Source organism: Neobacillus sp. DHD-1R (assembly GCF_057747995.1).
On the sequence record NZ_CM173232.1, the window covers coordinates 26,398 to 39,101 of the forward strand.

10 protein-coding genes and 1 pseudogene are annotated in these 12,704 nt (G+C 38.7%); 10 read left to right on the top strand and 1 reads right to left on the bottom strand.

The features are described from left to right. The first annotated feature begins 40 nt into the window (after positions 1 to 40). From AC3ANL_RS00150 to rlmH, 9 genes and pseudogenes are all read left to right on the top strand, one after another. The gene (locus AC3ANL_RS00150; RefSeq protein ID WP_488327272.1) at positions 41 to 1,492 is read left to right on the top strand and encodes a peptidoglycan DD-metalloendopeptidase family protein; all 1,452 of its coding nucleotides are present in this window, start codon (positions 41 to 43) and stop codon (positions 1,490 to 1,492) included. A 257-nt stretch (positions 1,493 to 1,749) separates the two neighbouring features. After that, positions 1,750 to 2,460, top strand: coding sequence for a response regulator YycF (gene yycF, locus AC3ANL_RS00155; RefSeq protein ID WP_488327273.1), 711 nt, complete (start codon positions 1,750 to 1,752; stop codon positions 2,458 to 2,460). Positions 2,461 to 2,468: 8 nt separating this feature from the next. Continuing rightward, a complete protein-coding gene (gene walK / locus AC3ANL_RS00160; protein WP_488329848.1) occupies positions 2,469 to 4,295 on the top strand; it encodes a cell wall metabolism sensor histidine kinase WalK in 1,827 nt (608 codons plus the stop codon). Then, positions 4,292 to 5,614 (top strand): YycH family regulatory protein, encoded by a 1,323-nt coding sequence (locus AC3ANL_RS00165; RefSeq protein WP_488327274.1) that lies wholly within the window; start codon positions 4,292 to 4,294, stop codon positions 5,612 to 5,614. The genes walK and AC3ANL_RS00165 overlap by 4 nt, the downstream gene beginning before the upstream one ends. Continuing rightward, positions 5,601 to 6,398 carry a two-component system regulatory protein YycI gene (locus tag AC3ANL_RS00170; RefSeq protein ID WP_488327275.1) on the top strand — a complete coding sequence of 266 codons (798 nt, stop codon included), beginning with the start codon at positions 5,601 to 5,603 and terminating at the stop codon, positions 6,396 to 6,398. The genes AC3ANL_RS00165 and AC3ANL_RS00170 overlap by 14 nt, the downstream gene beginning before the upstream one ends. A gap of 6 nt (positions 6,399 to 6,404) precedes the next feature. Beyond that, positions 6,405 to 7,199: an MBL fold metallo-hydrolase gene (locus AC3ANL_RS00175; protein WP_488327276.1), complete on the top strand. Its 795-nt coding sequence runs from the start codon at positions 6,405 to 6,407 to the stop codon at positions 7,197 to 7,199. A 213-nt stretch (positions 7,200 to 7,412) separates the two neighbouring features. Beyond that, positions 7,413 to 8,629 (top strand): annotated as a pseudogene (locus tag AC3ANL_RS00180) (S1C family serine protease). 142 nt (positions 8,630 to 8,771) lie between these two features. After that, entirely contained in the window at positions 8,772 to 8,930 is a 159-nt protein-coding gene (locus tag AC3ANL_RS00185) for a CxxH/CxxC protein (RefSeq protein ID WP_488327277.1), read from the top strand. Between the two features lie 101 nt (positions 8,931 to 9,031). Continuing rightward, positions 9,032 to 9,511, top strand: coding sequence for a 23S rRNA (pseudouridine(1915)-N(3))-methyltransferase RlmH (rlmH, locus tag AC3ANL_RS00190; RefSeq protein ID WP_488327278.1), 480 nt, complete (start codon positions 9,032 to 9,034; stop codon positions 9,509 to 9,511). A gap of 340 nt (positions 9,512 to 9,851) precedes the next feature. Here the strand turns inward: rlmH and AC3ANL_RS00195 are convergent, their stop codons facing one another. Continuing rightward, entirely contained in the window at positions 9,852 to 10,880 is a 1,029-nt protein-coding gene (locus AC3ANL_RS00195) for an IS1595 family transposase (protein WP_488327279.1), read from the bottom strand. Positions 10,881 to 11,315: 435 nt separating this feature from the next. Here AC3ANL_RS00195 and AC3ANL_RS00200 point away from each other — a divergent pair, with 435 nt between their 5' ends. Beyond that, on the top strand, positions 11,316 to 12,533 hold the full coding sequence (locus AC3ANL_RS00200; protein WP_488327280.1) for a metallophosphoesterase family protein: 1,218 nt from the start codon (positions 11,316 to 11,318) through the stop codon (positions 12,531 to 12,533). Positions 12,534 to 12,704 lie beyond the last annotated feature (171 nt).

Below are 12,704 nucleotides of genomic sequence, written 5' to 3' on the forward strand. Positions count from 1 at the left end.
AACAGTTTATAAAGGTTTTACCGTGGTTTAGGAGGAAAAAATGTTATTCTTGAATAAAAGTTCAAAGTCAAACAGGTTCCTATTTTTAAAGACAACTGTTATCACTGCCATGGCTGCATCTGTCATTGCCTTCAGTAGTGGTCCACTTGCACTGGCTACAGATTCAAAATTAACAACAATTTATCATGTATATCTTAACGATACATATATAGGCAATGTGACAGATAAAGATGTAGTAAATAAACTGATTGCTGAAAAGGTCGACACCGCAAAGAAATCCTACAAGGATGCCAAGTTAACTATTGACCCACAAGTTCGATACATACCTGAGCAGGTCTTTCAGTCTTCCGCCAATAATCGAGCAACCGTTCAAACCATAAAAAATACACTTCAAATTCAAGCTGAGGCTTCTGCAATTACGATTGATGGAACGCCTGTTGTTTACCTCAATCATCAAGATACAGCTGAAGAAGTTATCAAAAAATTAAAGTTACAATATGTGTCTGAGGATCAATTAAACGAACTGGAGACAAGGAAGGGACAAGGAAATGTGTCCTTACCAGCCCTAAAAGAAAATGAATCTCGCTTGTTAGACGTTCGCTTATCGAAAAATGTTTCCATTGAAGCGAAAAAAATTGCACCTGAAAAAATAATGTCTGTTGATGACGCCGTTACATTTTTACAAAAAGGGACATTAGAAGAAAAGAAATATGCCATTCAAGCAGGCGATGTAATTGGAACAATTGCCGTAAATCATGGCCTTAAGGTGGCAGAGCTTTTATCATTAAATCCTGGGTTAACGGAAGATTCTCTTTTAAAAATTGGCCAAGAAATAAATGTAACAGTGCTTAAACCATATATTGAAGTGATTGTTGATAAAGAAGTAAATCAAAAGGAAGTGATTCCTTTTACGAATGAAGTAGTTGAGGACTCATCCATGCCAAAGGGTGAAACAAAAGAAAAGCAACCAGGTCAAAATGGTTCAAGGTCTGTAAGCTATTTGATTTCCGAACAAAATGGTGTAAATGTTAAAAAGGAACAGTCGGATGAACAAATAGTGCAGCAACCTGTAAATCACATTGTTTTAAAAGGAACAAAAGTGATTCCATCTAGAGGTGTTGGCAGCTTTACATGGCCAACGGTAGGCGGTTATGTATCAAGTAAGCAGGGCTATCGCTGGGGTAAAATGCACAAAGGAATTGATATCGCTAGACCAAGCAATCGAACCATAAAGGCAGCTGATAATGGTGTAGTTGTTTCTGCTGGCTGGGGTGGCGGTTATGGAAATAAAATTGTGATTGATCATCAAAATGGTTTCCGTACATTGTATGGTCACATGTCATCCCTAAATGTGAAAGCAGGCCAAGTGGTTGAAAAAGGGACTGCAATTGGTGTTATGGGAGCAACCGGTGACGCAACAGGGGTTCACCTTCACTTTGAAGTATTCAAAAATGGGAGCTTGGTCAATCCGCTATCTTATCTAAATCAATGATTCAAGAGTCTCTAGTTCCAGGCTAGAGACTCTTCCTTTTTTGCGGAAGTTTCCAACTTTGCCAATAATAGTTATCCCAGTACTGCCAAATGCTAGTTATAGGTGAATTTAAGCCAAGAAAATGGTAAAGTAGAATAGTATAGGTATGTCATCTAGTGGATAAAAGGCAGAAGATCGCAAAAGCGATTCTGCCTTATCAGTCTGAATAAATGAAGTTGTTTTTTGAATAGATTCTAGGAATGAAAAGGAGTACTGGTATGGAAAAGAAAATTCTTGTTGTTGATGATGAAAAACCAATTGCTGATATTTTACAGTTTAACTTAAAAAAAGAAGGATATGTCGTCTATTGTGCCTATGATGGGAATGAGGCACTACAATTAGTAGAGGAAATCCAGCCCGATTTAATCCTCTTAGATATTATGCTTCCCTTACGTGACGGAATGGAAGTTTGCCGTGAAGTCCGTAAGAAATATGAAATGCCGATCATTATGCTGACAGCGAAGGACTCTGAAATTGATAAGGTTTTAGGTTTGGAACTGGGCGCTGATGATTACGTGACCAAACCATTCAGCACACGGGAATTAATTGCCCGTGTCAAGGCTAATTTACGCCGTCATAATCAGATCCTCTCTCAGTCTGATGAGGAAAATGAATCGAATGAAATTGAAATTGGTTCCCTTGTCATCCATCCCGATGCCTATGTGGTTTCAAAGCGGGGGGAAACAATTGAGCTGACGCACCGTGAATTTGAATTGCTTTATTATTTAGCGCAGCACATTGGCCAAGTTATGACCAGGGAGCACCTGCTGCAAACGGTATGGGGCTACGATTATTTTGGTGATGTCCGGACCGTCGATGTAACAGTACGGCGCTTGCGTGAAAAAATTGAGGATAGCCCAAGCCATCCAACATGGATCGTTACACGTCGCGGGGTTGGATACTATTTGAGAAATCCTGAACAGGAGTAATGTAATTGATGAAAAAGGTCGGTTTCTTTCGTTCTATACATGTGAAATTTGTTATCATCTATGTCCTTCTATTACTAGTGGCGATGCAAATTATCGGTGTTTACTTTGTCCGGCAATTAGAAGAAACATTGCGGACCAACTTTCAGACTTCAATCAAGCAACGGGTTGATTTGCTGGCCTATAATATTGTCGAGGAAATGGAAAAAGAAAGAATGCCTGAAGACCCAACACTGGAAGAGGATATAAAGAAAATTCTTAAGGATTTTGATGCAGGGGATATTTCTGAAGTCCGAGTGATTGAAAACCGGTCTTTAAAAATCCTTGGTACCTCTCAATCAAGTAATCAAGGGGTAGTTGGACAAAGGACAACCGAGCTCCAGGTTAAACAATCGATGGTACTGGAAGAGGACCAAAGTGTGATTAAAATCGACAATCAAACCGGACATCGGATTTGGGTGCTCTCTACCCCGATAAAATCTGGGAAAAAAGTGATTGGTGCAATTTACTTAGTTGCCAAAATTGAAAATGTTTTTGAACAAATGAAAACCATTAATGGGATTTTTGCAACTGGAACAGCGATTGCCTTATCGATTACGGCCGTTCTCGGGATTTTATTGGCGCAAACAATCACAAGGCCGATTGCTGATATGAAGAAACAAGCCTTAGCGATGGCCAAGGGGAATTTTTCCCGAAAAGTTAAGGTGTACGGTCACGATGAAATCGGTACGTTGGCAGTTACCTTTAACCATTTAACGAAAAAACTTCAGGAAGCTCAAGCGATGACAGAAGGGGAACGGAGAAAGCTCTATTCTGTCTTGTCGTATATGACCGATGGAGTGATTGCTACCGACAGGAAAGGCCGGGTTATTTTAATAAATGAACCGGCGGCGGAGATGCTGAATGTTTCACGTGAAACAGTTCTCTCCCAGCCGATTGTTTCTTTGTTGGACTTAGAAGACACGAATACTTTTGAGGACCTTTTGGAAGAACAGGACTCATTAATATTAGATTATAGTACGAAGGCAGAACGCTATATTTTACGAGCAAATTTCTCCGTGATCCAAAAAGAAACAGGGTTTGTCAACGGATTAATTGCTGTCTTGCATGACATTACCGATCAAGAAAAGATTGATGCGGAGAGAAGAGAATTTGTTGCGAATGTCTCCCATGAATTACGAACGCCGCTTACCACCATGCGCAGTTACTTAGAGGCACTTGCAGATGGGGCTTGGCAGGATGCTGAAATTGCACCAAACTTTTTAGAAGTAACGCGGACAGAAACAGAAAGAATGATCCGCCTTGTCAATGATCTGCTGCAATTATCAAAAATGGATAGTACCGATTATAAGCTCAATATGGAGTGGGTCAACTTTGTTGATTTCTACGACCGTATTATCGATCGGTTTGAGATGTCCAAGGAGCAGAACGTCACCTTCAAACGGAAACTGCCGAAGCAGGCAATTTTTGTTGAAATTGATGAGGATAAAATGACCCAGGTATTATACAACATCATTTCAAATGCATTAAAGTATTCTCCAGAAGGCGGCCAAGTTACTTTTTCCATCAAGGAAAAGGATGACAAAATTATTGTCAGTGTGTCTGATCAAGGTGTGGGTATTCCCAAAGAGAACATTGGAAAGATTTTTGACCGTTTTTATCGAGTTGATAAAGCAAGAACCCGAAGATTGGGCGGTACGGGCCTTGGTTTGGCGATTGCAAAAGAAATGGTCAATGCGCATGGGGGGAATATTTGGGCAACTAGTGAGGAAGGAAAAGGAACTAAGATTTCCTTTTCATTACCATACGAGCGTTCTGAAGAGGATGAATGGTCATGAGATACGAAAAAATAAAATCAGGAATTTTAACTTTTTTAGTCTTGGTTAGTATTTTGTTAACATGGAATCTTTGGACATACCAGCCCAACTACGACACCATGGAAAATGGCAATGTTGTTGCAGAGGTCACAGTAAGCGAGAAACAAGAGGTGCAAAAAATCATTCGGCCAGATCAAATATTGTTTCATATAAAAGGACAGCATTATGGAACAAATCATGCAGATGAACTTGATAAGGTGATCAAGGGGATGAGCCAGTGGTCTATTTTTGATCTTAAGAGGTATAACGTCAAAATTGATAATATTGAGGAATTCATCCATGACAACGGCAATGCTGAGATTATATTTCCTGGCGAAGTACCCATTGAGTTATATCGCAGTGTATTAAATATTGAAGGAAAAAAAGTACCTTCCTTCAATTTCAATCGAATTGTTATTAATGTGGAAGGATCTCAAAGGGATAATGGGATTATCTATTTTGTTTCTACTGAGAATCAACAAGTCTATATTAGTCATATATCGTCAACAAGTTTGAATCAGTTTAACCATGACTTTTATAAGAATGCCACCCATTACCCAAGTTATTTTGCGTATAAGCCATCGGAACGGCGGACCATTTTTCTTCCAGAAGGTGAAACGGAAATGACGACCTATAAATATTTACCCATAACCCTAAATTCAGATGAATTTAAAGTGGCGCTCTTCAACGACCCAAGCTTTGTACAGAAAAGCTTTGTCACCGAAGGAGAAGAGTACACAAATGACTCTAGTAAAATGAGTATCAATTACGATACGAATATTCTGCGTTACGTGAATCCCACAGCAGATGAGAGTTACATGGATAACTCCTATGATTTAGTTAAAAGAAGCATTGATTTTGTAAATGAGCATGGCGGGTGGACAGACTCATTCCGTTATGTATCTAAAAGTGAATATAACCGGTCTGTTACGTTTCGGTTATACAGTATGGATGGCTTTCCAGTCTTTAACGATCGCGGACTTTCAGAAATGAAAGAGGTATGGGGTCGGGATGAAATCAACAGCTATACACGTCCCATTATTGCGCTAGACTTACCCATTACAACGGAAATGCAAAAGGTTAAACTTCCTTCAGGTTATGACGCCTTAGCATTTTTAAAAAATAAAAAGAATTTTAAGCCAGAGTTTCTTGAGGAAATCACCCTCGGGTATCGAATGGGAAAGGATTCAGAGGAAAATAAACTGATCCTCTTAGAACCTGCCTGGTTCTACCGTTATAATAAAACGTGGGCGCAGATTACAATGGAAGACCTTGGAGGACCTGCACATGGATTGGAGTAAAATTAAAACAATTTTTATCATTACTTTTCTGATCTTAGATGTTTATCTTTTATTTCAATTTATGAAAATCCGGGACGCCAATAAATATGAGGTCATCACTGAAACCTCCTTTGAAGATAAATTAAAGGCAGATGAAATTACGTACGTCGAACTTCCAAAGGCGCCGATCAAGGATCAGTATCTCAGTGCAAAGCCAAAGAGTTTTACAAAAAGTGATGTCGCCAAGCTGAAAGGACAAGCTTCTTCTTTTAAAGGGCCTGGTACAACCTTGCTTGTTACACTCGAGAAGCCGCTGCAGTTAAGTGCAAAATTTGAACCAGCGGAGCTTGCCTCCTTTTTAAAGGATAATATTCTTTACGGTGAACATTATGAATTTTGGGAGAAAGATGACAAGAAGAATACAATTACGTATTTTCAACATTATGATAAATACTCCTTATACAAAAATATTAATGGTATGATTACATTTACGGTAAATCCAGATAACCAAATCATTTCCTATCAACAAACCTATTTAGAAGGAATTGAGAAACTGACGGCTAAGGAGGAAATCCTTCGACCGATAAATGCGATTGAAACCTTGCATCAAAAAGGGGTATTGAAACCGAAAAGCAAAATTACGAAGATTGAGCTTGGGTATTCGACACTGATTCAGTTAGCCGCTTCCCAGGTATTAGCTCCTACTTGGCGCTTTGTCGTGGATGATAAGGAGAGCCTTTTTGTGAACGCCTTTGAAGGTCAAATTATTGAATTTAACAACGAAGAAAAATTGAGTACGGAGTGAAAATATATGTCTTTACGTTATAGTATTCTAGCAAGCGGGAGTACAGGCAATGCCCTCTATGTAGAATCTGATGAACACTCCTTCCTAGTCGATGCCGGTTTTAGCGGCAAACAAATGGAATCACTGTTTGGACAAATTGACCGTGATATCAGTAAGCTTTCCGGTATTTTTGTTACGCATGAACATAGTGATCACATTAAGGGAATTGGGGTTCTCGCTCGAAAATATCACTTGCCTGTTTATGCAAATGAAAAAACATGGCGTGCTATGGAAAACTCCGTTGGTGTCATTCCAACCGAGCAAAAGTTTGTTTTTAATATGGAAACCGTGAAGAGTTTCGGTTCAATCGATATTGAATCGTTTGGTGTTTCTCATGATGCTGCGGAACCTATGTTTTATGTGTTCCATCATTCGGGGGAAAAACTTGTGTTAATCACTGATACAGGTTATGTGAGTGACCGGATGAAGGGAACGATTTCAAATGCCGACGTCTATATTTTTGAATCGAATCATGATGTCCAAATGCTTCGAATGGGCAGATATCCTTGGAACATCAAACGTCGTATTCTAAGCGATGTCGGTCACGTCTCTAATGAAGATGCGGCCTTAGCCATGAGTGATGTAGTCGGGGATAGAACAAAACGAGTTTATCTTGCTCATTTAAGTCTTGATAATAATATGAAGGAATTAGCCAAGATGTCAGTGGCACAAACACTAGAAAGCCAAGGTCTTATTGTGGGAGAACAGTTTGATCTTTGTGATACAGATCCCAAAATACCAACTATATTAACAGCAGTTTAAGATTGTAGAAATGGAGGTCCACTTAATGGGCCTCCATTTTTTCAACAGTAAAAATGAACAAAGCTTTCGTTTTTATGAAAAAACTATGAACAAACTTGTAACTTTTTTGAAACAGCTAGCTAATTTTTAGTAAATTAAGGATGAATGAGTATAATTGTTATTATAAGCTAAAATAAAAAATAGCATCTTTTTGAAAGAGAGGGAATGGTGTAAATGGGTTATTATGATGATCATTCAGAGGGGCGCTATAAAAAGGCGGTGTCTTTCTCGCCAGCTTGATTGGAGCCATTATTGGAGCAGTGTTAGTGCTTCTAGCGATTCCTACGTTATCAAAGCAAGGAGTCCTGCCTTATTCTATAAATACAGACCAAAATGTAACCGAAACAACAAATAATGATAACCAGCAGAATGTGGTTAAGCAGATATCCTATGATGTCAATACCAATACGACAAAAGCCGTTGATAAAACGGCTGAAGCAGTCGTGGGTATTAACAACATTCAATCATCTAGTTTCTGGTCAGAGAATGGCGATTCATCAGAACAGGCAGCCGGTACAGGCTCAGGGGTGATTTATAAAAAGGCAGGCGGCAAAGCCTATGTGGTCACAAACCATCACGTGGTTGAGGGGGCCACTTCCCTGGAAGTAACCATGGACGATGGAACAAAAGTCCCTGCTAAATTGCTAGGCAGTGATATTTGGACCGATTTAGCAGTTCTTGAGGTTGATGCAAGTAAAGTAAAGAAAATTGCTGAATTCGGTAATTCTGATAGCTTAAAAATGGGTGAACCGGTCATTGCAATCGGAAATCCACTAGGGGCTACCTTTTCTGGCTCGGTAACACAAGGAATAGTTTCGGGTCTTAAGCGAACCATTCCTGTTGATATCAATCAGGATGGTGTGGTTGATTGGCAGTCAGAGGTATTGCAAACAGATGCGGCAATTAATCCCGGTAATAGCGGCGGGGCCTTAATTAATATGGCTGGCCAAGTCATCGGAATTAACTCTATGAAAATTTCTCAAGAAGCTGTAGAGGGTATTGGCCTTTCGATTCCGATTAATTCTGCGAAGCCGATCATTGAGGACCTTGAAAAATTCGGCAGCGTTAAACGACCATATATGGGTGTTGATTTAAAATCAGTAGCTGAAATCCCAGCCTATTATCAAGAGGAAGCGTTAAAACTGCCTCGAGATGTGAATTATGGTGTTGCACTTAGACAGGTTTTACCTAATTCACCAGCATCCCAAGCTGGTTTGAAAGAGCTTGATGTCATCGTTGAAATGGATGGACAAAAAATAAATGACGTCATCGACCTTCGTAAGCACTTGTATCAAAAAAAGAAAGTCGGCGACAAAATGACCGTTAAGTATTATCGCGAGGGTGAGTTAAAGGAAACAAGTTTAACCTTAACCGCTGAAAAGCTTCAATAATTATGCCTTCTGTTCGCAGGAAAGTGATTCGTCACTTTCCTGTTTTTTTGGTATGATGGAGGATGTGTTTGAGTTGTCGTATGACAGAGACATACGAAGTGAACAATAAAACTAATAATAAGTTTTTAGGATGGTGTAGATCATGATTTTTAGCTGTGAAGAGCATATAGAAATTGCTTTAGATGACATTGTGGATCAATATCAAACGTATCCTGTTTTATCGCAGGTGCCTGTGGATAAGTCAACCACAACCTGTGAATATTGTCAAAATCCAGCTGTATATATGGTGGCGAACAAGTGATTCCATACAAGATGTGGATAAAAATTGTGCATATGTGGATAACTTCTGTGGATAACTTGTTTGTAAGCTGTTTGTAATATTGTTGAAAAGGGTTGTGGATTGTGAATATCTCAATTATTACGGTTGGAAAATTAAAAGAGAAATATTTGCGGCTTGGAATTGAGGAATATTTAAAGAGGCTCTCCGCCTATGCAAAAGTCGAAATGATTGAAGTTTCAGATGAGAAAGCACCAGAGGAATTAAGTGAGTTGGAAATGGTACAGGTGAAACAAAAAGAGGGAGAAAGAATCTTGGCAAAGATTAGTCAAGATACATATGTGATTGCCTTAGCGATCCAGGGGAAGCTGCGGTCCTCCGAGGAACTGGCCGATACATTAGATAAGCTGGCGACATACGGAAAAAGTAAAATAGCCTTCGTCATTGGGGGCTCGTTGGGATTAAGTGAGGAAGTAATCAAGCGGTCAAATGAACAGCTGTCTTTCTCACGGATGACCTTCCCCCATCAGCTGATGCGGCTGATATTGATCGAGCAAATTTATCGGGCGTTTCGGATTAATCGAAATGAACCGTATCATAAATAGAGGCAGTTTTTTTACATTATTGTCTATGAACCATATTCTAAGTATTTAAGGTCAACATTCTATTGGACATTTGCTAAACAAAAAGGGACCGGGCTATACCTGGTTTTTCTAATTATAGGGCTGTGTTAAACTTCTTTAAATTACTCGTGAATATATTAAGTTAAATAGTAAAATTTATATTATTTTAAAATAGGCTCTGTTAATGTTTAATGTTGAAAAGTGCATAAAATTAAGGGAAACCCTATCTATCAGGGTTTCCCTATTCTTGCTAACGATTAAATTAACATTTAGTTTCACACATTTATAATATTTCTCTTTGTTAAACATAGTCGAATAAGGACTATACATTGAATTTTGACAAGCGTAAGCTATCATAAGTATCTGTCATTTCAAATACAAATGATGTTAATAAAAATTCTTTGATATTATGTCTCGTACTTTCATTACTTCGACTATCTATAAACAAGAACCAAGCAAGGTAATTGTCGAGATATTTTGTAGCCACACCTTTAAAACGGTCAATCCATTGTTTCATACGAGAATGGAGGCCATTTACATTTTGGATGTGATACAAGCCCTTTATTACGTGTTTGCCATCATTAGACTTAATCCGATAGTGTTCTATTCCTTTTTCTTTTGCATAGGTTTTATAAGCTCTCCAAGCATCCGTTACAAGTACATTGTTAGTTGATAGTTTTGAACCAATCATACTATCAACTTTAGTTTTCACTACAAGCCCCATACAGGCTACTTTTGAAACTGTTGCTTTTGTTCGGTCTCTGGCAACAAGAACACAAACCTGTTCGTGGCTAAAACCTCTATGTTTAGATTTCCCTCCACGCTTACGAGGTTTGCGATCTGCTATACCACGTTGCCCTTTTTGAGAGTATAAGAAATAGGTCTCGTCAACTTCAACGATACCTTCAAATTGCTCAAAATCCATTTGTTTAAGAGCGTTTAATAGTTTGTATCTCCAATAAAAAAGTGTAACCCAAGTAGCCCCTACAATTTCAGCCGATTTTCGCAGGGAATAACCTTTGAACATACAATCTACAAACGTAATCCATTCGTCACCTTTTCGAGTACGATAAAGAACAGTGTTAGTCGTGTCAGTAAAGGTTTTATTACAACATTTACAACGATAGCGTTGGCAACCATTATATTTTTCAAACCGAACAACGTGTTCAGATGAACAATGAGGGCATTCAAATCCTTCTTTAAAACGAGTTTCTCGCATTTCATTGATTAAACGACCACCGACAGAGGAAGAAGGTTGAACATAGCGTTTCAACCAATGATATGCTTTTTCTTTTTGTGTGGGATTTAAATTGCTCAAATGCTTTAGTAAATTATTGAAAGCCTCGTTCATAACCTTTTATCTTCCTCGAAGTTATCCTTGATACTTCGATTATGGACAATTATATTAACAAGTATTCAAAAATCAACAATTAAATTTAACAGAGCCTTAAAATAAAAAATAAAATTTTTACAATCCTCTTACAATACACTCTTTCCTCAATACCACTTTTTTCTCATTGTTCCACCCATAAAACAAGAAAGAAATTAATGTTATAAGTCAAATTATCTAAAAATATGCTCGAATATGAAAAAAATCTATCTTACATATAATTAAAATGGGGAAAAATTACTAATTGGAATCATATTAAAAAAATTTACGCTGCTATAAAACTGAATTTACAATCTTTTGATAAAGTGTGACATGTACAAAAAGTTTAATGCTTTACAGTTCAATTGGCATGATTTAAACAAATATAATCTATTAAGGGAATAGGGGCGGATTCCAATGAGTGAACAAAATGAAAACAAGGTTTTTAACAGAAGGGACTTCATCAAAGTAGGCGGGATGAGTACACTTGCCTTAACGATAGCGTCTGCTGGATTACCTGGCGTAAATTTATTAAGCACCGCTGCTCACGCAGAAACAAATGTGAATCCTAAATTGCAATTTAATGCAGATGGGAAGTTCAAAATTGTGCAGTTTAACGATACACAGGATGATGAGCATATTGATCGCCGCACCATCCAGCTAATGGAAAAAGTGCTTGATAGTGAGAAACCAGATTTTGTAGTACTAAATGGTGACAATATCACCGGCGGGTGCAATTCGGAGCTTGGGATGAGACAAGCTATGAACAATGTGGCCCAGCCAATGGAACAGAGGGGTATCAAGTGGGCTGTTACTTTTGGCAATCATGATGAAGATTCAACACTAAAAGGCGGACTTGATGAAGAAGCCATGATTAAATTTTATATGGCATATAAATACAATGTTAATCAGCCGGGAGTAACTGACATAAACGGAACGGGGAACATGAACCTGCTAATTAGGGATTCCGCAGGAAAGAAAGCGGCATTCAATCTTTGGCTGCTAGATAGCGGCAGGTATGCCCCTGACACAATTGCAGGACAGGATTTTAGCGGTTATCCAACCTGGGATTGGATTCGATTTAATCAAGTAAAATGGTATTATGAGACTTCCAAAAAGTTGGAACAGCAATTTGGCTATAAAGTCCCTTCGCTTATGTTCATTCATATTCCACTTTGGGAACACCGATATATGTGGTTTGACAGTGTGGACAGCAGAACTGAGGCTGACCATGCCCGTGCTATAGAAAAGCATCAAATAGTAGGAGAAAGAAATGAAGAGGAGTGCCCGGGGCCAATTAACAGTGGAATGTTTTCGGCCATGATTGACAGAGGAGATGTCAAAGGCGTGTTTTGCGGTCATGATCATGTAAATACATATATGGGGAATTATTTTGGAATATTACTCGGTTATTCAGGCAGTACCGGATTTGGTGCGTACGGATTGTCGGGGGCTGAACGAAATCGACTGCGCGGTGCCCGTGTATTTAATTTGGATGAAAATAAAGCGGATGTATTAGTTGAAACACATATGGTTTTCGCAAAGGACTTTGGCATTGACCTACAAGCAAACGATCAAAGCACCGACCCTGCCCCAATACCAGAAAACAAAAAACAAGAAAAAATAGTAAGATAGAAGTGTGAGATATAATCATTAAGAATGATGTAATTTCCCCACACTGTCAAGGGTTTATTTTTAAATCAAAGGGCTGCAGGAAGTAGCTTCCACTACGGTGCCTATGGGTGTCCAAATGTCTAATGAAATGGAAGAAGACCAGCACCATGCCCATGCCCGTGCACATGAAAT

Bases quoted from the DNA above. Each gene is read 5' to 3' on its own strand.
- AC3ANL_RS00185 (WP_488327277.1), top strand. From the start codon at position 8,772: ATGATTTTTAGCTGTGAAGAGCATATAGAAATTGCTTTAGATGACATT.
- yycF (WP_488327273.1), top strand. From the start codon at position 1,750: ATGGAAAAGAAAATTCTTGTTGTTGATGATGAAAAACCAATTGCTGAT.
- AC3ANL_RS00165 (WP_488327274.1), top strand. From the start codon at position 4,292: ATGAGATACGAAAAAATAAAATCAGGAATTTTAACTTTTTTAGTCTTG.
- AC3ANL_RS00195 (WP_488327279.1), bottom strand. From the start codon at position 10,880: ATGAACGAGGCTTTCAATAATTTACTAAAGCATTTGAGCAATTTAAAT.
- AC3ANL_RS00200 (WP_488327280.1), top strand. From the start codon at position 11,316: ATGAGTGAACAAAATGAAAACAAGGTTTTTAACAGAAGGGACTTCATC.
- AC3ANL_RS00150 (WP_488327272.1), top strand. From the start codon at position 41: ATGTTATTCTTGAATAAAAGTTCAAAGTCAAACAGGTTCCTATTTTTA.
- AC3ANL_RS00175 (WP_488327276.1), top strand. From the start codon at position 6,405: ATGTCTTTACGTTATAGTATTCTAGCAAGCGGGAGTACAGGCAATGCC.
- walK (WP_488329848.1), top strand. From the start codon at position 2,469: ATGAAAAAGGTCGGTTTCTTTCGTTCTATACATGTGAAATTTGTTATC.
- AC3ANL_RS00170 (WP_488327275.1), top strand. From the start codon at position 5,601: ATGGATTGGAGTAAAATTAAAACAATTTTTATCATTACTTTTCTGATC.